Annotated in this window: 24 protein-coding genes and 2 tRNA genes; 8 read left to right on the top strand and 18 right to left on the bottom strand. The window is 68.1% G+C overall.

What is annotated here, in order from left to right; genetic code table 11:
- Positions 1–17 precede the first annotated feature (17 nt).
- Together AC0LPE_RS00170 and AC0LPE_RS00165 are read right to left on the bottom strand one after the other, a co-directional pair.
- Entirely contained in the window at positions 18–680 is a 663-nt protein-coding gene (locus AC0LPE_RS00170) for an aminodeoxychorismate/anthranilate synthase component II (protein WP_088896890.1), read from the bottom strand.
- 127 nt (positions 681–807) lie between these two features.
- Positions 808–1533 carry a DUF881 domain-containing protein gene (locus tag AC0LPE_RS00165; protein WP_160877053.1) on the bottom strand — a complete coding sequence of 242 codons (726 nt, stop codon included), beginning with the start codon at positions 1531–1533 and terminating at the stop codon, positions 808–810.
- A 103-nt stretch (positions 1534–1636) separates the two neighbouring features.
- Here AC0LPE_RS00165 and crgA point away from each other — a divergent pair, with 103 nt between their 5' ends.
- Both crgA and AC0LPE_RS00155 read left to right on the top strand, forming a co-directional pair.
- Positions 1637–1900 (top strand): cell division protein CrgA, encoded by a 264-nt coding sequence (gene crgA, locus AC0LPE_RS00160; RefSeq protein ID WP_006550938.1) that lies wholly within the window; start codon positions 1637–1639, stop codon positions 1898–1900.
- 107 nt (positions 1901–2007) lie between these two features.
- On the top strand, positions 2008–2466 hold the full coding sequence (locus AC0LPE_RS00155; RefSeq protein WP_160877055.1) for a PH domain-containing protein: 459 nt from the start codon (positions 2008–2010) through the stop codon (positions 2464–2466).
- Here AC0LPE_RS00155 and AC0LPE_RS00150 read toward each other — a convergent pair.
- Both AC0LPE_RS00150 and AC0LPE_RS00145 read right to left on the bottom strand, forming a co-directional pair.
- Positions 2451–3377 carry a rhomboid family intramembrane serine protease gene (locus AC0LPE_RS00150; protein ID WP_160877057.1) on the bottom strand — a complete coding sequence of 309 codons (927 nt, stop codon included), beginning with the start codon at positions 3375–3377 and terminating at the stop codon, positions 2451–2453. The genes AC0LPE_RS00155 and AC0LPE_RS00150 overlap by 16 nt on opposite strands.
- 10 nt (positions 3378–3387) lie before the next feature.
- Positions 3388–3915, bottom strand: coding sequence for a peptidylprolyl isomerase (locus tag AC0LPE_RS00145; protein ID WP_016691095.1), 528 nt, complete (start codon positions 3913–3915; stop codon positions 3388–3390).
- Between the two features lie 103 nt (positions 3916–4018).
- Here AC0LPE_RS00145 and AC0LPE_RS00140 point away from each other — a divergent pair, with 103 nt between their 5' ends.
- Both AC0LPE_RS00140 and AC0LPE_RS00135 read left to right on the top strand, forming a co-directional pair.
- The gene (locus AC0LPE_RS00140) at positions 4019–4483 is read left to right on the top strand and encodes a hypothetical protein (protein WP_230824200.1); all 465 of its coding nucleotides are present in this window, start codon (positions 4019–4021) and stop codon (positions 4481–4483) included.
- 355 nt (positions 4484–4838) lie between these two features.
- Positions 4839–6794, top strand: coding sequence for an acyl-CoA dehydrogenase family protein (locus AC0LPE_RS00135; RefSeq protein ID WP_490605383.1), 1956 nt, complete (start codon positions 4839–4841; stop codon positions 6792–6794).
- A 73-nt stretch (positions 6795–6867) separates the two neighbouring features.
- Here the strand turns inward: AC0LPE_RS00135 and AC0LPE_RS00130 are convergent, their stop codons facing one another.
- Complete coding sequence (locus tag AC0LPE_RS00130; protein ID WP_490605382.1) at positions 6868–8160, bottom strand: lipase family protein; 1293 nt, start codon at positions 8158–8160, stop codon at positions 6868–6870.
- Between the two features lie 216 nt (positions 8161–8376).
- Here AC0LPE_RS00130 and AC0LPE_RS00125 point away from each other — a divergent pair, with 216 nt between their 5' ends.
- Positions 8377–9486 (top strand): DUF7159 family protein, encoded by a 1110-nt coding sequence (locus AC0LPE_RS00125; protein ID WP_120280959.1) that lies wholly within the window; start codon positions 8377–8379, stop codon positions 9484–9486.
- Here AC0LPE_RS00125 and AC0LPE_RS00120 read toward each other — a convergent pair whose 3' ends face one another.
- From AC0LPE_RS00120 to AC0LPE_RS00105, 4 genes are all read right to left on the bottom strand, one after another.
- Positions 9487–10476, bottom strand: a complete 990-nt coding sequence (locus AC0LPE_RS00120; protein WP_120280958.1) for a R2-like ligand-binding oxidase — start codon at positions 10474–10476, stop codon at positions 9487–9489.
- A 45-nt stretch (positions 10477–10521) separates the two neighbouring features.
- Complete coding sequence (locus tag AC0LPE_RS00115; RefSeq protein WP_490605381.1) at positions 10522–11697, bottom strand: Dyp-type peroxidase; 1176 nt, start codon at positions 11695–11697, stop codon at positions 10522–10524.
- Positions 11690–12196, bottom strand: coding sequence for a copper chaperone PCu(A)C domain-containing protein (locus tag AC0LPE_RS00110; protein ID WP_160877065.1), 507 nt, complete (start codon positions 12194–12196; stop codon positions 11690–11692). The genes AC0LPE_RS00115 and AC0LPE_RS00110 overlap by 8 nt, the downstream gene beginning before the upstream one ends.
- 74 nt (positions 12197–12270) lie before the next feature.
- On the bottom strand, positions 12271–12774 hold the full coding sequence (locus AC0LPE_RS00105; protein ID WP_490605380.1) for a hypothetical protein: 504 nt from the start codon (positions 12772–12774) through the stop codon (positions 12271–12273).
- A 145-nt stretch (positions 12775–12919) separates the two neighbouring features.
- Here AC0LPE_RS00105 and AC0LPE_RS00100 point away from each other — a divergent pair, with 145 nt between their 5' ends.
- The 3 genes from AC0LPE_RS00100 to AC0LPE_RS00090 are packed head-to-tail and all read left to right on the top strand — an operon-like array spanning position 12920 to position 15328.
- Complete coding sequence (locus AC0LPE_RS00100) at positions 12920–14050, top strand: ABC transporter permease (protein WP_490605379.1); 1131 nt, start codon at positions 12920–12922, stop codon at positions 14048–14050.
- Complete coding sequence (locus tag AC0LPE_RS00095; RefSeq protein WP_490605378.1) at positions 14047–14724, top strand: ABC transporter ATP-binding protein; 678 nt, start codon at positions 14047–14049, stop codon at positions 14722–14724. Before AC0LPE_RS00100 ends, AC0LPE_RS00095 begins: the two co-directional genes overlap by 4 nt.
- Positions 14725–14755: 31 nt before the next feature.
- Positions 14756–15328, top strand: a complete 573-nt coding sequence (locus AC0LPE_RS00090) for a TetR/AcrR family transcriptional regulator (RefSeq protein ID WP_159417103.1) — start codon at positions 14756–14758, stop codon at positions 15326–15328.
- 42 nt (positions 15329–15370) lie between these two features.
- On the opposite strand, the gene AC0LPE_RS00085 is transcribed toward AC0LPE_RS00090, so the two are convergent.
- The 9 genes from AC0LPE_RS00085 to AC0LPE_RS00045 all read right to left on the bottom strand — a co-directional run bounded on the left by AC0LPE_RS00085 (position 15371) and on the right by AC0LPE_RS00045 (position 23450).
- On the bottom strand, positions 15371–15802 hold the full coding sequence (locus tag AC0LPE_RS00085) for an SAM-dependent methyltransferase (protein WP_490605377.1): 432 nt from the start codon (positions 15800–15802) through the stop codon (positions 15371–15373).
- Positions 15803–15901: 99 nt separating this feature from the next.
- Positions 15902–15974: transfer RNA gene (locus AC0LPE_RS00080), tRNA-Ala, on the bottom strand.
- A 137-nt stretch (positions 15975–16111) separates the two neighbouring features.
- Positions 16112–16185 (bottom strand) — tRNA-Ile (locus AC0LPE_RS00075).
- A gap of 75 nt (positions 16186–16260) precedes the next feature.
- Complete coding sequence (locus tag AC0LPE_RS00070) at positions 16261–17478, bottom strand: DUF3566 domain-containing protein (protein ID WP_490605376.1); 1218 nt, start codon at positions 17476–17478, stop codon at positions 16261–16263.
- A complete protein-coding gene (gyrA, locus tag AC0LPE_RS00065) occupies positions 17479–19983 on the bottom strand; it encodes a DNA gyrase subunit A (RefSeq protein WP_490605375.1) in 2505 nt (834 codons plus the stop codon). It lies immediately after the preceding gene.
- Between the two features lie 148 nt (positions 19984–20131).
- Positions 20132–20938, bottom strand: a complete 807-nt coding sequence (locus AC0LPE_RS00060; protein ID WP_232622078.1) for an MHYT domain-containing protein — start codon at positions 20936–20938, stop codon at positions 20132–20134.
- Between the two features lie 160 nt (positions 20939–21098).
- The gene (locus AC0LPE_RS00055) at positions 21099–21938 is read right to left on the bottom strand and encodes an MHYT domain-containing protein (protein WP_423659676.1); all 840 of its coding nucleotides are present in this window, start codon (positions 21936–21938) and stop codon (positions 21099–21101) included.
- Positions 21939–22083: 145 nt separating this feature from the next.
- Positions 22084–22896 (bottom strand): MHYT domain-containing protein, encoded by an 813-nt coding sequence (locus AC0LPE_RS00050; RefSeq protein WP_490605374.1) that lies wholly within the window; start codon positions 22894–22896, stop codon positions 22084–22086.
- Positions 22896–23450 carry a GTP-binding protein gene (locus AC0LPE_RS00045; protein WP_016691076.1) on the bottom strand — a complete coding sequence of 185 codons (555 nt, stop codon included), beginning with the start codon at positions 23448–23450 and terminating at the stop codon, positions 22896–22898. Before AC0LPE_RS00045 ends, AC0LPE_RS00050 begins: the two co-directional genes overlap by 1 nt.
- Positions 23451–23460: the final 10 nt, after the last annotated feature.

The following is a 23460-nucleotide window of genomic DNA, read 5'->3' as shown; positions in this document are numbered from 1 at the left end:
CGGATACGGGGTGTGGGTCAGGCGGCTCCGCCGTCGAGCGCGCGGGCCATCTGCGCCTCGAGGCGCGCGACGAGCGTCTCGTCCGGCGCCTCGCCGCAGGCCGCAAGCCAGTTCGCGAGCATCCGGTGACCGCCCTGGGTGAGCACCGACTCGGGATGGAACTGCACACCGTGGATCGGCAGCTCCGCGTGGCGCAGGGCCATGACGATGCCGGTCTCCGTGTGGCCGGTGGGCTCGAGTTCGGCGGGCATGGTCTCGGGCAGCACGGTCAGCGAGTGGTAGCGGGTCGCGGTGAACGGGTCGGGCAGGCCCGCGAGCACACCGGCACCGTTGTGACGGACCAGGCTGGTCTTGCCGTGCAGCAGTTCGGGGGCGCGGTCGACGGTCGCGCCGAACGCGACACCGATGGACTGATGGCCCAGGCACACACCGAGCAGCGGAGTGCTGCTGTCGGCACATGCCTTGACCAGGTCGATGCTCGCCCCGGCGCGTTCGGGCGTGCCCGGTCCGGGACTGAGGAGGATGCCGTCGTAGTCCTTCGCGACCCGGGCGAGAGCACCCGGTGCGGTGAGCCGCTCGTCGTCGTTGCGCCACACGTCGGCCGTCGTTCCGAGCTGACCCAGATACTGGACCAGGTTGAAGACGAAGCTGTCGTAGTTGTCGACGACGAGAATACGCATGAGACGAGGGTACTCAGTGGTCGGTAGAGGGCGACCCGCCCGGTGCTCGGTAGAGGGCGACCCGCCCGGTGCTCGGTAGAGGGCGACCCGCCCGGTGTCCGATTCGGGCAATGGACCCCGGCACGTCTCAACGCGCGGACGAACTACCGGTGTAGGCGGGGACCGACAGATCCTCCGACGCCTGCTGCGTGTATCCGAGTTGATAACGGGCCGCGTACTGCTTGTAGATGCGGATACCGGGTTCGGCGTCGAGCGCGGCCTGCAAGCGTGCCGGGTCGCCGAGTGCGGTGACGACGTAGGGCGGTGAGTAGGTGCGTCCGTGCAGCAGCAGCGTGTTGCCGATGCAACGCGGTGCCGACGTCGCGACGATCCGCTGGTCCTGCATGGCCACGGCCTCGGCACCGCCGGCCCACATCGCGTTGAGCACGCTCTGCACGTCCTGCTGGTGCACGACGAGATCATCGGGTGAGGCACCGGACGGATAGCGCCCGTTGGCGTCGCGGGGCGCGTCGGTGAGGGTGACCGTCACGCCCGGCCCGCTCCGGGCCACGAGTCCGGCCGGGTCCTCGATCGCGGACAGGTCGTCGAGCACTGCGGCGACGTCCTCGTCGTTCACCGCGGCACGGTCCTGGAGTTCGTCGATGCGGGCGGTGAGATCGTCGCGGCTGGCGGCCAGTTCGTCGGCCTTCTCCTGCGCGGCACGAACGAGATCGGACAGTCGCGGGGAGTCGCCGGCGCGCAGTTCGTCACCCTCGGACACTCCGCGGGTGGTGCCCACGAGCAGACCGGCCACGAGGCACACGACGAGGGTCGCGACACCCCACACGGGCGCGCGCAGTCGTCGTTCCGACACGTCGTACCTCCGATCCTGGCCTTACGTTAGCGTGATCTCAACAGGTAGTTGACCGACCACTCCATCCGTAAGCGACGGGTGGAGACGTGAGAACGAGGACACCATGCCCAAGTCGAAGGTTCGCAAGAAGGACGTCTCCGCGACCCGGACGGTGAGCCGCACACCGGTGAAGGTCAAGGGCACGCCGTCGAGCACGTTGTACGTGACGGTGATGCTCGCCCTGATGGTCATCGGGCTGCTGTGGCTGATCGTCTACTACCTCGCGGCCGAGCAGATCACGTGGATGAACGATCTCGGCGCCTGGAACTTCCTGATCGGGTTCGGGTTCATGGTGGTCGGTCTGATCATGACGATGAACTGGCGCTGACCCCACCCACGTTCGGGTTACACCGATGTTATTCATCCCCACCTGGGGATAACACTGTGCACAACCCCGCGGCAGGTCCCCGGGGAACGGATCGGAAGAGGACGCAGATGCCCGACGACACACCGCCGCGGTGGGCGACACCGCCCGCCGCGATCGCGGCGTTGTCGGTCGCCGGTATCGCCCTCGCCGTGACGGCCGCCGTCGCGGTTCCCGACGCGGCCGGTCGCGTGCTGGTGGGGTTCGCGGCGCTGCTCGTCCTCGTGACGGTCGCGCTCGCATTGCGGCAGCGGCCGCGCCTCGAGGTGCTACCGGACGGGGCAGGGATCGCGACGATGCGGCTGACGGGTCGTCGCGAGTTCCCGCGCGCGGCGTTGCACCGCGTGCGGATCGTCGAGTACCCGCGCTTCGGGCGGCGCGTGCCGATGCTCGAGGTCGACACGATCGACCCCGCGACCGGCACGGAGAACCTGATGATCTTCGGCCGGTGGGATCTGGGCACCGACCCGAGGAACGTGCACGCCGCGCTGGCGGTGCGCGATCTCGCGCCCGATCAGACGCCCAGCTGATCGCGTAGCCGCACCACGGCGAACACGATCGCAAGCAGCGTCACCACCACGATCGCGACCAGCGCGATCCAGCCGGTGCGCACGATGCGGTCCCGGTCGGTGCCGGCACCGAGATACTGCGGGGCGTAGAGCAGGGCCGCGGTCGCGGCGGCACCGGCGACGAGACCACCCAGGTGACCCCACAGGGAGATGCCCGGGATGGTGATGCTGATGATCACGTTGAGGCCGACGATGGTCAGCACGGGTGCCGGGCTGCGACGCAGGCGCAGCAGGATGACGGCCTGTGCGCCGAGCAGACCGAAGACCGCTCCCGACGCACCGGCGGTGACCGCTCCGGTCTCCATGAACATGACCGCGGCGGACCCGCCGAGGATCGACACGAGGTAGACCGAGAGGTACCGGGCGCGCCCGAGCACGAGTTCGGTGTCGCGGCCGATCACCCACAGTGCGAACATGTTGACGGCCAGGTGGACCAGACCGAAGTGCAGGAAGCCACTGCCGAGGATCCGGATGTACTCGCCGTGCGCGGCGATGATGGGCGGCCACAGCGCCCAGTCGAGGAACAACGCCGAGCCCTGCTCGTTGGTCATCACGCTGCCCGACTGCGCGGCGGTGATGCCGAAGACGAGCACGTTCAACGCGATGAGCACGTACGTCACGATCGGCGAGGGCCGATCGGAGCGGACGGGTGCGCCCGCGATAGTGCGGGCCTGCGGTGTCGACCGTTCGGCCGCGGCGACACAGTCGACGCAGTGCTGTCCGACCGAGGCGGGGCGCAGGCACTCGGGGCACGCGGGCCGGCCGCAGCGGGAGCAGGCGAGCAGGGTCGGGCGGTCGGGATGGCGAACGCACCGCGGCTGAGGCTGCGGGCCACCACCCTCGGCCGCGGAGCCCCAGCCGGGGTTCGTCATGGGAACTCTCTCAGGAGATGGTGATGCTGTTGATCACGACGTCGTCGACCGGGCGATCGGCGCGGTCGGTGGCGGTGGTCGCGATCGCGTCGACGACCTTCTTCGACTCGGCGTCGACGACCTCACCGAAGATGGTGTGGCGACGGTTGAGGTGCGGGGTCGGGCCGACGGTGATGAAGAACTGCGAGCCGTTGGTGCCCGGACCGGCGTTCGCCATCGCGAGCAGGTAGCCGCGGTCGAACTGCAGCTCGGGGTGGAACTCGTCGCCGAACTGGTAGCCCGGACCGCCACGGCCGGTGCCGGTGGGGTCGCCACCCTGGATCATGAAGCCGTCGATGACGCGATGGAAGACCGCGCCGTCGTAGAACGGACCGCTGGTCTCGCCCTTGGCGTTCTGGGTCTTGTACTCCTTGGTGCCCTGAGCGAGGCCGACGAAGTTCTCGACCGTCTTCGGCGCGTGGTTGCCGAAGAGGGCAATCGCGATGTCGCCGCGGTTCGTGTGAAGCGTGGCCGTTGCTGTCTGATGCGGTGAAGTCACCCCACCATGGTGCCATTGCCCGCTTCCCGGGCAGGGCAGGCGGCGCGGGACACGCTCCTCCGGTCACGACCGCAGGTCCCGGGTGGTGTGGAAGAGTGGACGCATGAGCAAGCTGATTCATGCCGAGACCGACGACGTGTGGCTTCCGGCATTCGTGCGACGCCACGACGAATCCGGCAATCTCGCGGGTGCTCTCCGCGTGGCCGGCGAGGGTGCGGTAGCGCTCGCGCAGGGCTCGAGTGCGGCCGGACTGTTCGCAGCGCGCAAGGGTCTGGACGTCGCGGGCGGACTGCTCTCGGTGGCCCGGCGGGCCGCGGCCGAGCGGTGTGCCACGAAGTCGTCCTCGCGGCCGGAGCGCACGGGCAGGCGGGTCGGTCTCGTCGTCGCCGGCGCGGTTGCCGTCGTGGCTGCAGGCGGGGTCGTGTTCTACCGGCGACGCCGTCCGGCTCACCCTCCGATCGCTCCGGAACCGCCGCGTGTGCGGCCGGCAGAATCTGCCGCGACGACGACCGGCGAGGCCGCGTCGACGCCGGTCTCCCCCGAGTCCACCGACACCTCGGAGGCCTGATCGCCGGTCGCGGTGCCGAATTCTCGTTCCGCGGATCGGATCTCGTGGTCGACGATGAGGCGCGCCGCGAGGTAGAGCGCGCCGAGGAAGGTGAGCAGGACGGGGACGAGGGCCAGGAATTCCATGGCCACCTCCGTTCCGATCCGTCGTAGGGATCGGCGAGTGACGGGCGGGGCACGTCGTCGGTGACGATTCGAGCGTAGGCGTGTCCGGGAGTACCGACACGTCCCCGACAACCTCCGCGTCAGTGATCTCCTTCACATCCCGGCCGCTTCATGATCGACATGGCCGAAGCTGTGATAAGCGACACATCCGGGTGCATACTCACCAGTAGGCACGCGACCCGGAGGCAGTCATGGCAGACAGCGCCGATGTCCGAACCCCACAGGTCACCGAGCGGCAGGCTCGCGAAGTAGCGGAGCAGGCCCGCGAATCCGAGTGGAACAAGCCGTCCTTCGCGAAGGAACTGTTCCTCGGACGGCTCACCCTCGACCTCGTCCACCCCTTCCCGCGACCGACACCCGACGAGGATTCCCGCACCGAGGAGTTCCTCGCGCGCTTGCGCGCGGCGTGCAGTTCGATGGACGGCGGCCGCATCGAACGCGACGCGCGGATACCCGACGAATACGTCCGTGAGCTGGCCGAGCTCGGCTGTTTCGGCATGAAGATCCCGCAGGAGTACGGCGGCCTCGGCCTGTCGCAGGTCGCCTACAACCGGGCCCTGACGGTTGTCGCCTGCGTGCACCCCAGCATCGGGGCGCTGTTGTCGGCCCATCAGTCGATCGGTGTGCCGGAACCGTTGAAGCTCGCCGGCACCCCCGAGCAGAAGCAACGCTTCCTGCCGCGATGCGCACGCGGCGCCATCTCGGCCTTCCTGCTCACCGAACCCGACGTCGGGTCCGACCCCGCGCGACTCGCGTCCACCGCCACTCCGGTCGAGGACGGCAGCGCCTACGAACTCGAGGGCGTCAAGCTGTGGACGACCAACGGGGTGGTGGCCGAACTGCTCGTCGTCATGGCCCGCATACCGAAGAGCGAGGGCCATCGCGGCGGGATCTCCGCTTTCGTCGTGGAAGCGGATTCGCCCGGCATCACCGTCGAGCGCCGGAACTCCTTCATGGGTCTGCGCGGCATCGAGAACGGCGTGACCCGGCTGCACAAGGTGCGGGTTCCGAAGGAGAACCTGATCGGGCGTGAGGGCGACGGGCTGAAGATCGCGTTGACGACGCTCAACGCCGGTCGCCTCGCCATCCCCGCGATGTGTTCGGGTGCCGGGAAGTGGGCGTTGAAGATCGCTCGCGAATGGTCGTCGGAGCGGGTGCAGTGGGGCAAGCCGGTCGGTGAGCACGAGGCCGTCGCCGCGAAGATCTCGTTCATCGCCGCGACCACCTACGCACTCGAGTCCGTCGTGGAACTGTCGGGTCAGATGAACGACGAGCAGCGCAACGACATCCGCATCGAGGCGGCGCTGGCGAAGTTGTGGGCGAGCGAGATGGGATGCCTCATCGCCGACGAGCTGGTGCAGATCCGCGGCGGGCGCGGATACGAGACCGCCGAGTCGCTCGCGGCGCGCGGCGAACGGGCAGTTCCCGCAGAGCAACTCGTCCGCGACCTGCGGATCAACCGGATCTTCGAGGGGTCGAGCGAGATCATGCGTCTGCTCGTCGCCCGCGAGGCGGTCGACGCCCACCTGCGTGCGGCCGGCGAACTTGCCGACCCCGATTCGACCGGTAAGGAGAAGGCGCAGGCCGCGGTGCGGGCGAGCAGGTTCTACGCCCGGTGGCTCCCGAAGCTCGTCGCCGGCAAGGGGCAACTACCGCGGACCTACAACGAATTCGCTTCCCTGGCACCGCATCTGAGGTACATCGAGCGCAGCTCGCGCAAGCTCGCCCGCTCGACCTTCTACGGGATGGCCCGCTGGCAGGCCGGACTCGAGAAGCGGGAGAACTTCCTCGGCCGGATCGTCGACATCGGAGGCGAACTGTTCGCCGCGACCGCCGTGTGCGTGCGCGCCGAACGGCAACGCGTGGACGGGCATCCGGGAGCCGACGCAGCCTTCGAACTGGCCGACGCCTTCTGCAAGCAGTCGCGGCTGCGCGTGGAGAAATTGTTCGACGCCCTGTGGACGAACACCGACGCCGAGGACCGGCGCACCGCGGCCGGCGTTCTCGAGGGCAGATACGAGTGGCTCGAGCGCGGCGTGCTCGATCCGAGCGAGGGCACCGGCCCGTGGATCTCCCGCTGGGAACCGGGCCCGTCGACCGAGACGAATGTCGCGCGCCGGATCATCGACACCCGACACTCGGTGTAGTCCCTGCACACGGATCCGGCCCGCACCCCCGGAAGGGAGTGCGGGCCGGATCGGCTGCGGATTCGAAGGAGCGTCAGAAGGCTCCGCAGTTCGACGGTGCGGGCTCACCGCGCAGTCGCGCTTCGATGTACGCGACGGACTCGGGCAGCCCGCCGATCATCGGCACCGCGTGGTTGATGATGAAACCGGGCAGGATCGGCGGCGTCGTGTTGGGCAGGAACTGCACGGTCGCGCCCTTGTCGCACCAGTCCAGCGCCAGCTGACGGCCCTGACCGTAGGGGACGGTGTCGTCCTGTGTGCCGTGCTGGAGCAGGACGGGCACGGCCGGCGTGCGGTTGCCGATGCGCTGCTCCGCGAGGATCTTCTGGACCTGCGGCAGGCGGTCGAGCACCACGTCGAGGGGCTCACCCGTGCGGGTGTAGTCGCCGGTGCGCTGGAACGCGAAGTTCGCGACCGTCTCCGGGACGCACTGGTTCGCCACGGCAGCGAGCATCTCGCGGCCGCGATCGCTGACCTCGGCGTCGATCTCGTCGCGGATCTCCGGGTAGGCGTCGGCCAGGCCGTTGATCGTGTACCCGATGGCACCGGTGAGCAGCGTGCCGTCGCTCTGCTTCAGCGTGGCCACCAGGTCGGCGGGCGGAGCACCCACGTAGGCACCGACGAGGTTCAGTTCGGGGGCGTACTCGGGAGCGAGCTCTGCCGCAGCGCCCGACGCGCCGCCGCCCTGCGAGTAACCGAACAGGCCGACCGGGCTGTTCTCCGTCACCGACGCGTTCTCGAGCTTCAGTGCCGCACGCACCGAGTCGAGCACCGCGTGGGCCTCGGCGGCGCGATTCACGTAGGTGTGGTGCCCCGGCGTACCGAGACCGTCGTAGTCGGTGACGACCACGGCGATGCCGCGCAGCAGCAGCGCGTTGATCGACAGCACCTCGTATTCGGTGAAGAAGTCGAGGGGCGGGTTGTAGTTCACGAGCGCCCCGAGATTGCGGGACGGTGCGCACTGGTCACCCTGACCGTGGGTGCCGACGGCCAGCGCGACGAGCGGACGGTCGCCGGGACCGTTCCACGGCGTCGACGGCTCGATGTAGGTGCCGCTCACCGCGTTGGGCGCGCCCTTGGCGTCGTTGCTGCGATACAGCAGTTTGGTGCCCTGACCGGGGAAGACGCCGTCGGCGACCGGAGCGCGCAGCGCCAGATCGGACGGTGCCGTGCGCAGGACGTCGCCGGGGGCACCCGTCGGCAGCGGTTCGGGCGGGAGATAGAAGTCCGTTTCGGCTCCCGCTGTCGTCGCGGTTCCGAGAAGCCCGCCCACGAGGACCGTCGACGTCACCGCCGCGGCCATCCACTTCCGAGCACGCCCCACCATGTTGTTCCTCCACCTGGATCCACCGGAGCCGTGTGTTCCTCGTCACGGCGGTACGGACTGTAACACGTACTTACCGGAAAGTAAGATCGGCACTTCCCTTCCTGTCTGCCACAATCGTTCTTCGCGCCCGAAGCGGTGCATTTGTCCGGCGCACCCGGAGCGAGTCGGGTCCTCGGTAGCAAGACCGGACGAGCAGCCTCTCGAGGAAGGGAAGACATGGCAATCGGTGTCGGCCTCCGGATCGGGCGAGTCGTGTCCACGGCGGTCATCGCATCCAACGAACCCGGCACTCCCGACCCTGTCGTCCTCGCCCGCGACTCCGTCCTGCACGTCGACCACGACGGCAACACGTCGCTCGGCAGCGTGGCGCACGGGGACGAAGCGCGCACGATCGCGGGCTTCCTCACGCGGGTCGGCGACGCCTCGGGCATCACCGCGAGCGACGGTCGCATGTACCGCGCCGAGGACGCGATGGCCACCGCCATCCACTGCCTGCTGCGGGAGTGCCATCCGCTGCCGACCTTCGGCGGCATGGATCGGGACAGCGATCCCGGCTACGCCGCGACCTACCCGTCGCATTGGGATCCGCACACCATCGCGACATTGCGCGCGGCCCTGGACTACGCGGATCTGCGCCACGTCGACCTCGTGTCCGACGCGCAGGCGGCCGCCGCCTGGTACGCCTCCGAGATATCCGAGACCCCAGGACAGCTCGTGGGGGTCTTCCATCTCGACGACGGCGGCTCGACCGTCACCCTCGTACGTTCGGGCGTGCCCGCCGGCAAGGCCTACCGCACCCCCGCTCAGGGCGCTCCGTCCCCGGCGGCCCAACTCGCCACGGCCCTCGGATCGTTCGGCTGGATGCCGGACAATCTCGAGGCCGTCGTCGTCATGGGCGACGGTCTCGTCGCCCGCGACCGCACCCACATCCAGGAGATCGCGAACAGCCTCGCCACGAAGCTCACGGTGCGCAGCCTCGTCGGGCCGGGCCCGGAGCAGACCGCGGCGCTCGGCGCGGCAATCCTCGCGGCCGGGTTCACCCCGGCACGGGAGACCAACAAGACCCGGATCGGACTACCACCCTCCTACGACGAAACCGACGTTCTCACCGGTGGTCTCGCGCGACTGCGGGAACTCGAGGAGCGGCGTGTCGAGGCCGAGGGCGTCGCGGACGTGCGCGGCGCCGCGGAGGAGTCCGCGCCCGTTCCCGTTCTCACCGCCGACACCGAGGAAGAGAGCAGCAGCGGCGGCAACACGAGAACGGTGGTCGTCGGGGTCGTCGCCGTTCTCGTGTTGATCGCGCTCGTCGTCGGCGTGCTGCTCTGACTACTGCCCCGCTCGCTCCGCGGGGGCACGATCGGGAGTGGGTACCGCGGCGAGCGCGGCCGCGTCCTCGTCGCCGAAACGTTCCTCGAGCACCGCGGGAGCGTAATCGAGGTCGATCTCCTCGAGCGGACGTCCGCGCGCGGATTCGATTGCGCCGAGCCGCCTCTGGGCCCGGTCCGCCGCGTAGGAGATGAACTCGTCGTTGTCGAGACCGTAGGGCTGTTCGTCGAACTGCTCGTTCTGCCACTGGATCATGCCGGTCGCGAGGGGAAGCAGTTCCTCCATCCGCTGCAGCACGACGTTCCAGTTCGAATCGTCCGCTGCCACATGCCGTCTGCAGGTGAACGTGCCCCAGGCCATGTGCCGTCGCTCGTCGGAGCCGATGCGCCGGATGATCTCCTGCATGCCCGGCAGGATCCCGAACTTCGTGCACACCTTCTGCCACGCGTAGTACCCCGTCAGCGCGAGGCTGCCCTCGATGACGTGGTTGTAGGTGACGCTCGCGCGGACCTGGTTGGCCGGCGACGGATCGCTCTCGAGGATGCGCAGGCTGTGCGGTAGTTCCTCGTAGAACAGCTTCCGGTAGTAGGGATTCTCGGCGACGAAGGGATGCAGGTCGGACGTCAGTCCCACGGTATCCATCCAGCGACGGAACACCTGGACGTGCTTGGCCTCCTCGTAACAGAACTGCGTCAGGTACATCTCGTCGCCCAGCCGCCCTTCCACCTCCATCGCGCGGAGGAACGGGAGGATGTCCTGCGTGACGGCCTCCTCGCCGGCGACGAACAACGCGACCAGATAGGTCGAACTGCGGCGCTGCTCGGAGTTGAGCGAGGACCAGTCGTCGGCGTCGTGGGAGAAGTCGATGTCCATCGGGTCCCAATGTGCTGCGTTGCCCTTCGCGAACAGACGCAGCGGGAAGGCGTCCCAGTTCAGACCGCCTTCCCGCAGCGACGCGAAGCCTTGACGTATCTGTGTAATCTCGGTCACACAATCGAGGCTAGACCTCGATTCCACATCCGTCGCGGACTTGTCTCAGACGCCCAGCAGGACGTCGCCGGGATAGCCGTCGGGCCCGAAACCCGGCGGGAGGAGGAAGACGGCCGACCCGATCGGGGTGATCCACGGATTCAGCGCGTCGTGTTCGGCGAGGCGCTGCTGCACCGGGACGAACTGACGCTCCACGTCCACCTGGTAGGCGGCGAACAACAGTCCGGCGCCGTCCTGGTCGTCGTAGTTGTACCCCCGTCGCAGGAACTGCTCGTCGCCGGTGCGGGGACGTGCCCGCGCGACGTGCGATTCCGGTGGGATCACCGGGATGCCGAACCGGTCGGTCGCCTCGAAATCGGCGTCGTCGTGTTCCTCCGAACCCGTCAGGGGAGCACCGTTCGACAGTCGCCGGCCGACTGCGAGCTCGCGAGCCGGACGGTCCAGCTCGTCCCAGGTGTCGAGTTCCATGCGGATCCGGCGCAGCACGAGCGAGGTGCCGCCGGCCATCCACGGCGGGTCGCCCGGATTCCACACCTGCCGGTCGAAGTCCGGGCTGTGCGGCGCGGGATTGACGGTGCCGTCGACCTGCCCCATGAGGTTGCGCATCGTCGTCCCGTCGGGTCGCGTGCCGGCCGCACGCCGGAATCCGCGCTGGATCCAACGGACCGTCGCCACCGATCGCACGCTCTTGGTGAGTGTGCGGACCGCGTGCGAGACGGTCACCGGGTCGTCGGCGCAGACCTGCAACAGCAGGTCGCCGCTCGACCATCGTTCCTCGAGCCGGTCGATCGGGAAGGCCGGCAGCGGCTTCAGCCACGCGGGTCGCCGGTCGGTCAGGCCCGCGGCGTCGAAGACCGCGGGACCGTAGCCGACGGTGACCGTCAGCCGGGCCGGGTCGACGGCGAGTTCGGGTTCGGTGTCACCCAACGCCGGTGTCCCGGTGGTGAGCCGCCGGGCGTCCTCGGCCCACACCCGCATGATCCCGACGAGCCCGTCACGATCGACACCCTCGGCGAGGTCCAGTGCCACGAACGACGCGAACGACTGCGCGGGGGTGTCGATACCGGCCTGATGGGTGCCGTGGATCTCCACGGTCCGCGCGCCGATCGGTTCGGGGATGCGGGACGCGACCGCCGTCCCACCTCCGACCGCGCCGAGTCCCGCGGCACCCAGCGCGGCGACACCGCCCCCGAGCAACGCGCGTCGGGTGAACCTAGCCATCGTGCGCCGCTCCGTCGGCCGGCACGTATTCCTCCTGGGCACCGGCGAAGTCGCGGACCTGGGCGGTGAACTCTTCGGTGGAACCGTCCGCGAACTCGAGCGTGAAGCTCACCGTGCTGCCGGGCCTCAGAGGTTCGGCGAGGTCCATGAGCATGAGGTGATCACCGCCGGGAGCGAGGGTGTGGGTGGTCCCGGCAGGAACGACGAGCCCGTCGCCCATCTCCTGCATGACCATCGAGGTGCCCTCCGCGGACACCATCTCGTGAAGTTCGGTGGAGGCGGACGAGGGGCTGGACGCGCCCACGATGTGCACGTCGCCGCTTCCGGTGTTCTCGATCTCGGCGAAGGCTCCGGTCATCCCGGTGTCGGAGGCCTTCACCCAGGCATCGGCGACGACGACGGCATCCGCCGAGGTCGTGGTGGTCTCGGATCCGCAGGCGGTTGCGAACAGTGCGGTGGCGACGGCGACGCTCGCGGTGCAGAGCAGGGTCTTCTTCATGATTCTCCGTGGATCGGTGGCGGCATACGGGCACGCCGAACGAACGGTCGTCGAGAGACGACCGAATGAGGGACCTAGCGGAGAACTGCGGGTGGCCCGCGACTTCCCACCCCGCCGACGAGCAGGATCCCCGGACCCACACGGGGCCGGTGGGCGATGCGGGTGGGTTCCGCGACGGCCACGGGCAGCGCGCGGAACAGCTCGGGGACCATCCCGTGCAAGGCCGCGAGCGCCACCTCGCAGCCCTTCTCGGCGCCGCGCAGGAGCAGAGCCGCCACGGCGACCGCGGCGACGTGGGCGACGAGCATCCCGGCTGTCGGGGTGTGCAGATGGCCGTCGTGCAGCCCGAGCACGAGGTGCCCTGTCACCTGAGCGAGGACGAGGAGCAGCGGCACCGGCAGACGGGTCTCCGCGGCGAGCATCCCGGAGGCGACGGCGAGACCGGCGAGGAACACCAGCACGTCCTGATGCGGCACGGCACCGCCCGCGACAGCGTGCGCGGCGATGCTCAGGGTGACCGAGATTGCGCCCACGAAGACCGCGCGCATGCGCCTCACGGTCTCCACGTCGACGGCCATGGGGTCAGAATACTTCTGCCACCTGCAATTACTACCTAATGTAGTAACCGTCACGTAAAGATGCCGACAGCATGTCGGTAAGATATCGACGTGCCGTCGAGAAGATCGGGGGTACCTGTCCGGTCCAGCCCACGAAGGACTCCGCATGTTTCTTGCCCTGCGCGAACTGTGGTTCGCGCGTACCCGCTTCCTGTTGATGGGCGCGGTCGTCGCGCTCATATCGATCCTCATGGTCATCCTGTCCGGACTGTCGTCCGGTCTCGTCGTCGACGGTGTCTCCGCCCTGCAGCGCACACCGGTCCAGGCGTTCGCCTTCGCCGAGGGGACCAAGACCGACTCCGCGTTCTCCCGATCCGTGGTCACGGAGGACCAGGCCGACGCCTGGCGTGCCCGCCCGGACGTCGCCCGGGCCGAACTGTTCGGCAACGCCATCGTCAACGCGAAGACCGACAGTGGGGTCCCCGTCGACCTCACCCTCTTCGGTATCCGGCCGGGATCGTTCCTCGAACCCTCGGTCGCCGAGGGGACACCGATCGGCGGTGACACCGACGTCGTCCTCAGCGACAGCGCCCGCGACACCGGCGTCGAACTCGGCGACACCATCGTCGTCGATCGTCTCGGCACCCGGCTGACCGTCGTCGGCTTCACCTCCGACAAGCGCACCTTCGGACACGTCGACGTCGCCTACCTGCCCCTGAACACCTGGCAGGAGATCCATGCCGGCGTCCGTCTCGGTGAACAGGTCCCCCCGAGCGCGTACACCGAAGCCAGCGTGGTCGCGATCGAGGGCGTCAGCGGAACACTGCCCGACCTCGCCGCCGGCGACGCCGAGGCCGGTACGGCCGCGAAGACCCTCGAGGAATCGTTCGACGCCTCCCCCGGCTACAGCGCCGAGATGATGACGATGTCGATGATCATCGCGTTCCTCTACGCGATCTCCGCCCTCGTCGTCGGAGCGTTCTTCACGATCTGGACGGTGCAGCGCAGCCGGGAGATCGCCGTGCTCCGCGCGATGGGTGCCTCCACCGGCTTCCTCCTGCGCGACTCGCTCCTGCAGGCCGTGATCGTGCTCGTCGGCTCCGTGGCCGTCGGCGTGCTCATCGGACTCGGTCTCGGATCGGGCCTCGAAGGCAGCGGCATGCCGTTCGTCCTCGAGACCGGGCCGATCGTGCAGGGCGCCGTCCTGCTCGTCGTTCTCGGCCTCGTCGGCGCCGCCCTCGCCGTGACCCGCATCGTCCGCGTCGACCCGCTCGCAGCACTGGGAGAGAATCGATGACCGTCACCACCACGGGTCTGGACCTGGCCGACGTCTGTCTGTCCTTCGGCGACGGTGACAGCACGGTCCACGCCCTCGACCACGTCGACCTGGATGTCGCGCCGGGCGAACTCGTCGCGATCGTCGGCCCGTCCGGCGCCGGCAAGTCGAGCCTGCTGGCGGTCGCGGGCGGCCTGAGCCGACCCACCTCCGGCACCGTGAAGGTCGACGGGATCGACCTGACCGAGCTCGACCGGAAGGCCACCACGAAGCTGCGGCGTGAACGCATCGGTTTCGTGTTCCAGTCCGGCAACCTCCTCCCCGCCCTCACGGCGCGCGATCAGCTGCTCCTCGTCGAGAAGATCACCGGACGGCACGGGCGGAATCCCACCGAACTGCTCGCCTCGGTGGGCATGGAGCACCGCGCCGATCGTCGTCCGGGACAGCTCTCGGGCGGTGAGCGTCAGCGGGTCGGCATCGCACGTGCTCTGATGGCCGAACCGTCGCTGTTGCTCGTCGACGAACCCACCGCGGCCCTCGATCGCACACGCAGCCACGAGGTCGTCGAACTGCTGGCACGGGAAACCCACACCAGCGGAGTGGCTACGATCATGGTCACCCACGACCACGAAGTCCTGCGGCACTGCGGCCGCGTGCTGGAGATGGTCGACGGAAGACTTCGACCACACGACTGAGTGATCGACAGCTGAACGAGGAGGGCCGGCGGTGCCGAAGATTTCCGCAGCGACGGTCGCGGAGCATCGCGCCGCGCAGCGCCGTGCCCTCCTCGACGCAGCGCTCGAACTCCTCGCCGAGAAGCCGGAACAGGCACCTTCCCTCGGCGACGTCGCCCGCCGTGCCGGTCTGGCACGGTCGAGCGTCTACAACTACTTCGATTCTCGCGACGACCTGCTGCACGCAGTCGTCGTCGACCTGTTCCCCCGCTGGAACGAGCGCGTGGTCGAGGCGATGGACAAGGTCTCCGATCCGACCGAGCGGGTGCTGACGTACATCGACGTCAACCTGCAACTGGTCGCCGAAGGAGAACACGCGATCGTCGGTGCTCTCGCCACCTTCACACCTCAGGCGTTCAGCGACGAGAGCATGCACGCGATGCACCAGGACCTGGTCCTCCCCCTCGTCGAGGCGCTGCGCGCCCGAGGAGTCGCGGATCCCGAACTCGACGCCGAACTCGTCACCGCCCTCGTGCACAAGGGCACGGAACTGATCGAATCCGGCCGCGAACTCGGCGAGGTGCGCTCCTCGATCCGTAGGGTTCTCACCACCGCGCTCTCCTGATGTTTCACGTGAAACGGACCGTCGATTCGGGACCGTTCACGATCACCTCGGGATGCCAAGCTCCCGGAGGGGGGCACCACCGTCGACGAACAGGCGCGCATCCGGCCGTGTCGCCGCTGCAATCCGCTCCAGAGCGATCCTGCCGGCTTCGGGATGCCGGCCGTCGAGTGCACCGACCCTGATCGCGAAGACGAGGTCGAACGGCTCCTCCCCCTCCCCTACGACGAAGTCCTCGATGGTGACGCAGCGCGCACTCAACCGCCCCGACGCTATGAGGTCGCCGGACGAGGAGATCAGTTGGTCGATCGCCGTGCGGGAACGGTCGATGGCGAGAATGTGTCCGGCGATCAACCGTTCGGCGACGGCCCGTGCTGCGGCACCGGGACCGCACCCGATCTCCAGCACCCGCAGGTGCGGCTCCAGCGGCAGCGCGGCGACGATCTCGGCGAGTCGCGGAGAGAGGCGGGGTGTCACCCTTCGAGTGTGGAATGTGGGCACACGGGCCGGGGAAGCAACAGAGAAAGGGCGCTTCCGAAATATCGGAAACGCCCTTTACCTGTATTCATGTGATTGTGGAGCCTAGGAGATTCGAACTCCTGACATCTGCCTTGCAAAGGCAGCGCTCTACCAACTGAGCTAAGGCCCCGTCCGCCGCGTCAGCGACTGGGAACCGCGTGCCATTCGTCTTCGCTCCGAAGCATGCGAGCGATTCCGAGAACGATCAGAATCCCGGTTCCCACGAGTGCGAGAACCTTCATTCCGATCACCCTTCCGGCACGGGAGTGGGCCTAGGAGGACTTGAACCTCCGACCTCTTCGTTATCAGCGAAGCGCTCTAACCGCCTGAGCTATAGGCCCTCGAACCGAGATGGAACACTACCCCACCGGGGCCGCCGGAAACAAATCGCCTCGGCGGGGCAGCGTTCCTGCAGGTCAATCGGGGTCTGCGAGGGTGGCCTGGACGCCGCCCACTAGATCGGTGCAGAGGTTGTAGATGAACGCACCGAGGGTCGCGAGAGCCGTCAGCAACACCGTGTTGGCGATGCCGATGATCGTCGCGTAGCCGAACACCTGGCCGGCCGAGACGAGCGCACCGCTACCGGCGTCGGAGACGATGTCGGTGAACGCACTGTTGAGGCGTTCCCACACCCCCATGCCGGCCAGCACGCCGTAGAGCAGGCCGACGGCAATCATCCACACGAAGAACAACGACACCGAGATCACCGACGAGATCTTCAGCATCGACCAGGGGTCGATACGGCGGATCTGCACGGTGGCCCGCAGCGGTCCGGTAGCGGGGATCGCCGTGGGAACCGCAGTGGTCGAAGGAGCACTCACCTGCGGGGTCTCCCCCGTGCTCGGCGAACCGGCCGACGGATGCTTCACCGCGGACAGATCCGGCAGGTCCTTGGCGAGATCCTTGCGCTCGATGTGCCGCGTCGGGCCGTCGATGACCGCCGACTTCGCCTTCGCCGCAGCAGCCCGATCGCCCGCGCCACCGGCCGGGCGAGCCCCTCCGGCGGCCTTGGGAGCCGCTGTACCCGTCACGACGGGACGCGTCGACGGCGCCGGGCCTCCGGACACGGAACCCTTGGCCGAGGCCGCAGCGGGACGCTGAGGCGCGCCGGCCTGCTTGGACAGACCCGGACCCACACCCGGAACGTTCGTCTGCGGAGCGTTCTGCGGAGCGCCCGACTGCGACTGTGCCGACGCCGTTCCCCGCTGCCAGGGAGGGGTCGGGCCGCCGGAGCGGGGCATCTGCGTGGTGCGCTGCTGACCCGTGGCTTGCTGATCGGCCGCAGCCGACCCGTTCTTGCCGTCCGCCGAGGCACCACCGGACTTCTGGGAGCCGCCCTGAACAGGCGTGTCCTGCGCTGCTTTCGCCGTCGGCTCGGCGGCCTTCTGCCCTGCTGCGGGCGGCCGGTCGGCCGCACCCTGCGCGGGTGCCGGGTCCGCCGGTGCCCCAGGAGCCTGCGAAGGCTGGGCCGGTGACGCCTGCGACGGCCGGTTCTCCGGCGCCGGTTTCTGCTCCGAGGCCGGGCCCTGCTGCGTGCCCTTGTTCTCGGGCTTCACCTCGTTCTCTGTACGGTCCTCCGGCTTCCGACCGGGTTGCCCGCGATCGGCCCCGTTCGGTCCCTGGGGAGTGCTCACTTACGACTCCTTAGCTCCGGCTGCGTCGGCTTCGTCCGGCTCGTCGGCGTTGCGCGCGATCGCGAGCAATGTATCGCCATCGGCCAGGTTCATGAGCCGCACGCCCTTGGTCTGACGGCCTGCCTTGCGCACCTGCTTCGCCGCAGTGCGGATGACACCGCCGCTCGAGGTGATGGCGTACAACTCGTCGTCGTCCTCGACGATGCGCGCTCCGACCAGGTTCCCACGCTTGCGGTCGTACTGGATGGTCAGAACACCCTTACCGCCGCGGCCTTGGACCGGGTAGTCCTCCATCGGGGTGCGCTTGGCGTAACCACCCGAGGTCGCGACCAGCAGGTAGGTGCCCTCCTTGACGACGTTGAGCGAGAGCAGCTTGTCCTCACCGTTGAACCGCATGCCCTGCACGCCGGAGGTCGCGCGGCCCATCGGACGCAGCGCCTCGTCGGTGGCCGAGAAGCGGATCGACTGGCCCTGGTGCGAGACGAGCAGCAGATCGTCGTCGGCGGAGCACAGCACCGCGCCGACGAGCTCGTCGTCGCCGCGCAGGTTGATCGCGACGATGCCGCCCGAACGGTTGGAGTCGAAGTCCGACAGGCGGGACTTCTTGACCAGGCCGTTGCGGGTCGCGAGCACCAGGTACGGCGCATCCTCGTAGGTCTTGAGTCGGATGACGCCCTGGATGCGCTCGTCGGGCTGGAAGGCCAGCAGGTTCGCGACGTGCTGACCACGCGCCGTGCGGTTCGCTTCGGGCAGCTCGTACGCCTTCGCGCGGTAGACGCGGCCCTTGGTGGTGAAGAACAGCAGCCAGTCGTGCGTGGACGTCACGAAGAAGTGCTTGACGATGTCGTCCTGCTTGAGCTCGGCACCCTTGACGCCCTTGCCACCGCGCTTCTGCGAGCGGTACAGGTCGGTGCGCGTGCGCTTGGCGTAGCCGGTCTCGGTGATGGTGACGACGACGTCCTCGCGTGCGATGAGGTCCTCGTCGTTGACATCGCCGTCGGCCGCGACGAGCCGCGTGCGACGCTCGTCGCCGTACTTGTCGACGATCTCCTTGAGCTCGTCGCGGACGATGGCACGCTGCCGCTCGGGGCGGGCCAGGATGTCCTTGTAGTCCTCGATCTCGCGCTCGATCTCGGCGAGGTCGTCGACGATCTTCTGACGCTCGAGGGCGGCGAGGCGACGCAGCTGCATCGCCAGGATGGCGTCGGCCTGGATCTCGTCGACCGTGAGCAGCTCGATCAGGCCGGCACGCGCGATGTCGACGGTCTGCGACGCGCGGATGAGCGCGATGACCTCGTCGAGCGCGTCGAGGGCCTTGACCAGGCCACGCAGGATGTGGGCGCGTTCCTCGGCCTTGCGCAGCAGGTACCGCGTACGCCGGACGATGACCTCGATCTGGTGGTTGACGTACAACCGGATCATCTGGTCGAGGCGCAGCGTGCGCGGCACCCCGTCGACGATCGACAGCATGTTGCAGCCGAAGCTCGTCTGCAGCTGCGTGTGCTTGTAGAGGTTGTTGAGAACCACCTTGGCCACCGCGTCGCGGCGGACGGTGACGACGATGCGCATGCCGACGCGGTCGGACGACTCGTCGTGGATGTCGGAGATGCCCGCGATCTTGCCGTCGCGGACCTGCTCGGCGATCGACGTGATGAGGTTGTCCGGGTTGACCATGTAGGGCAGCTCGGTGATGACGATGCTGGTGCGGCCCTTGGAGTCCTCTTCGATCTCCACGACGCCGCGCATCTTCACCGATCCGCGACCGGTCGTGTAGGCATCGTGGATGCCCTGCGAGCCGGTGATCAGGCCGGCGGTCGGGAAGTCCGGTCCCTTGATCCGCTCCATCACGGCGGCGAGGGTGGTCTCCTCGTCGGCCTCGAAGTTCTCGAGCGCCCAGTAGATGGCCTCCGCCACCTCGCCGAGATTGTGCGGCGGGATGTTGGTGGCCATACCGACCGCGATACCGCCCGAACCGTTGATCAACAGGTTGGGGATACGGCTGGGGAGAACCGTCGGTTCCTGCGTGCGGCCGTCGTAGTTCGGCTGGAAATCGACCGTCTCGTGGTCGATCTCCCGCAGCATCTCCATCGCGAGCGGCGTGAGCCGGCACTCGGTGTACCGCATGGCGGCGGCGCCGTCGTTGCCGCGGGAACCGAAGTTGCCCTGGCCGTCGACGAGCGGATAGCGCATCGACCACGGCTGTGCCAGACGCACGAGCGTGTCGTAGATCGACGCGTCGCCGTGCGGGTGGTAGTTGCCCATGGTCTCGGCAACCGCGCGCGCCGACTTCACGTACCCGCGGTCGGGACGGAAGCCGTTGTCGAACATCGCGTAGAGCACGCGACGGTGCACCGGTTTGAGACCGTCACGCACGTCGGGCAGAGCACGGCCCACGATCACGCTCATCGCGTAATCGATGTAGCTGCTCTGCATCTCCTGCTGGATGTCGACGGGCTCGATGCGGTCGTGCCCCGGCCCCTCCGGAGGCAACGTGGTGTCGGTCATGAGCTCCTTCTTCTACTCGGCTCGCACGCCCGGCTCCGGCCTTCGGCCCGACGGACGTCTCGCAACCACACGAGTCTATAGGTGCAGGTCAGACAATGCCGAGAAGGACAGGCACTTCACATGCCGAGATCCGTCCGGAACCGAGCTCTCACATGTGGGATCCGGTGACCGGGTCGCGGTCCACCTGCCGTTCCACCTCCGACGCCCACTGCTCGAGCCGGGCGTCGCGCACGGCGTCCTCCGGGTCGGAGGCGAGCAGCAGCGCGGTGATCGGCACGGCCAGGACGATGATGCCGAGCACGAACGCCGGGAACAGCAGCGACATCACGGTCATGCCTTCCGGCGCGGCCATGCTCGGATCGAGGGTGACCCGCACGCCGGCCATGCCGGTGTAGTGCAGTGCCACGACCGCGCATCCCATGACGAAGGCCGCGACGACGCGGATCTCGAGACGCCGTGCGCGGCGGGCCAGTGCGAGAGCGGCCGTGGAGGCGACGACGCCGATGATCACCGATGCGATCACGTACCCCGTCTCGTGTGAGATCGTGCCCCGGATGCGGATGGCGAACATGCCGCTGTAGTGCATCATGCTCACCGCGGCGCCCATCAGCAGACCACCGATGAGCAACCGCACCGATTCGGGTACACGGTGCTTGCTGACGTCGTGCACGTCGGCGATCCGCAGGCCCACGAGCGTCGCGACGACGGCGAGCACGACGGAGAAGACCGTCGGTGCCAGTTCGTATCGGATGGTCGTACCCGGCACGGAGAAGCCCATCATGCCGATGAAGTGCATGAGCCAGATGCCCACGCCGCCGATGGACAGCGACGCCATGAGGAGCCACCAGTTGCCGCTGCGCCGCGGCTCTTCGAGCGACCGCCGGACGCAGGACAATCCGACGAAGGAGCCCATCACGGCGGTGGCGTAGGAGAGGAAGAATACCCACATCCCCATGGAGATATGGTGTACGTCGTGCGACACGTGAGGTCCTCACAGCGGCGCGCTGTCACCACCGCGCTCGGAGGGCGCGCGCCACGACCTACCCGATGCGAGCTGCACCCCGACTGTCCAGCAGCGTAAGAGACCTTATCGCACTGTGGGCGTTCACATCACATCACCGTTTCACATGTCGCCCGTGAGGACGGGAGACCGTCTCGGGGCCGTCCCCACCGAGCCAGGTCGCCACTTCCCGCTCCTGCTCGAGGTCCTGAGTGCTCGCCGATGCCATCAGAGCCACGACCGGCACCGCGAGCAGCGCGACGCCGATGATGAAGCCGGGGAACAACAGGGTCATGATGGTCATCCCCTCCGGATTCGGAGCGGACGGATCGACGGCCACCGCGATCCCGGCCATGCCCGTGTAGTGCAGTGCCACCACGGCACATCCCATGACGGCGGCGGCCGGGATCCGCACGGCGGGCCGTTCCGCGACCCGCGACAGCCACAGCGCGACGATCGATGCGACGACACCGATCGCCACGGACGCCGCGACGTACGACCGCCCCTGCTCGAGTTCGCCCTGGATCCGTACCGCGGCCATACCGCTGTAGTGCATGCCGGCGACGGCGAAGCCCATGATCACGCCACCGATGAGGAGCCGGACGTCCGACGGCAACGCGCGGATCCACTGCACGTCGGTGTCGAGGATCCGCAGTCCGAACAGGGTGGCCGTCACGGCGAGCGCGACCGACAGCAGCGTCAGCCCGAGGTCGTAACGGATGGCGGAACCGGGTACGTCGAAACCCATCATCCCGATGAAGTGCATCAACCAGATTCCGACGCCCCCGATGGACAGGGCTGCCATGAGTGTCCATCGGGTCCGGGCGACCGGCGTCCATGCGTTCGCAGCCTTGCGCGCACAGGACAGACCGGCATAGCACCCGACTGCGGACGTGATGTAGGCGAGAGCGAAAAGCCAACCGCCCATGGAGAAATGGTGAACCTCGTGCGACATGTTGCCCCCAGGAAGCGGCACGCACGGCGCATCGGTCCGTGTCGTGCCGAGTAGACCGACAGCGACCCCCGACGCTGCGCAGAAGGTTACTCCACTTCCGGGATTTCAACCAGATATGTTGACTTACAACATGTTCTGACGATATTCAGAAGATCCGACCGTCGACGGGTTCTGCCGGGCCGTCCGCCGCCCACCGCTCGGATTCCTCTTCCAGCTCCGCCGCAAGACGATCCGGAGCCTGGAGCACCAGGACGATCGGAACGGCCAGCAGCAGCAGGCCGACGACGAAGAGCGGGAAGAGAATCGAGAAGACCTCGATCCCACCGGAAACCACCACGGCGGGGTCGATCTCCACACGGACCGACGCGGCGGCGAGGAAGTGCACCGCGATCACGGCGGCACCGGCCAACGCGCTGCTCAGCAGGCGCTTGGGCCACGTGTCCGCGGTCTTCACCTGGGCCAGGAAGCCCACGGCCGTCGCGATCGCCAGCCCCACCGCTGCGGCGACCCAGAGCGGATCGAAGGTCAGCGACCCCTGGATCCGCACCGCTGCGAGGACCGAGAACGGCACGCCCGCGAGGCCGGCGCCCAGCACGAGAGCACCCGTGACCGTCCGGACGAGGGTGGCGGGAGCGTTGTTCGGGATCGCGACGAGCAGCGCCACGTACACCGACACCAGCGCGACGAGTATCGAGAACACGATGGTGACGGTGTCGAACCGCACCACGCTGTCCTCGACGTTGAAGCCTGCCATCGGCAGGAACATGGCGAGCCAGACACCCACGCCACCGCTCACCAGAGCCGCGAGAATCATCCAGTACGAACGCAATCGGTCACTGGAGGTGGTGCGGACCCGTCGAGCACCGGTGACCCCGACGAACACCCCGATCGCCGAGGTCAGATAGGCGAGGACCGTGACCCACGAGCCCATCGTGAAGAGTTCGAGGCCCTCCCCCATTACTGGGTCACCGGCTGGTGCAGCTTCCGCAGGGCGTATTCGGTGACGGTGACCAGAGCCTGCTTCGCCGACTCGCGTGCGCGCGCGTCGATCGACACGATCGGCACGTCCGCCGAGATCGCCATCGCCTGACGGATGTCCTCGAGCGGATACCGGGGAGCATCGTCGAATTCGTTGATGGCGACGATGAACGGGAGATTGCGCGCCTCGAAGAAGTCGACGGCGGCGAAGCTCTCGTCCAGGCGACGCGTATCGATCAGCACGATCGCACCGATGGCGCCGCGGATCAGGTCGTCCCACATGAACCAGAAGCGGTGCTGTCCGGGCGTGCCGAACAGATAGAGGACGAGGTCGTCGGCCAGACTGATACGACCGAAGTCCATGGCGACCGTGGTGGTCGCCTTCTGCGGTGTCGCAGAGAGGTTGTCGACGCCGTCGCTGGCGTTCGTCACGAGCGCCTCGGTACGAAGCGGCACGATTTCCGACACCGCCCCGACCAGAGTCGTCTTACCGACGCCGAAGCCTCCGGCGATCACGATCTTGGTCGAGGTCACGCGCTTCGTG

The organism is Rhodococcus sp. S3, assembly GCF_058211795.1.
This window is presented reverse-complemented; position numbering and strand designations above follow the sequence as displayed.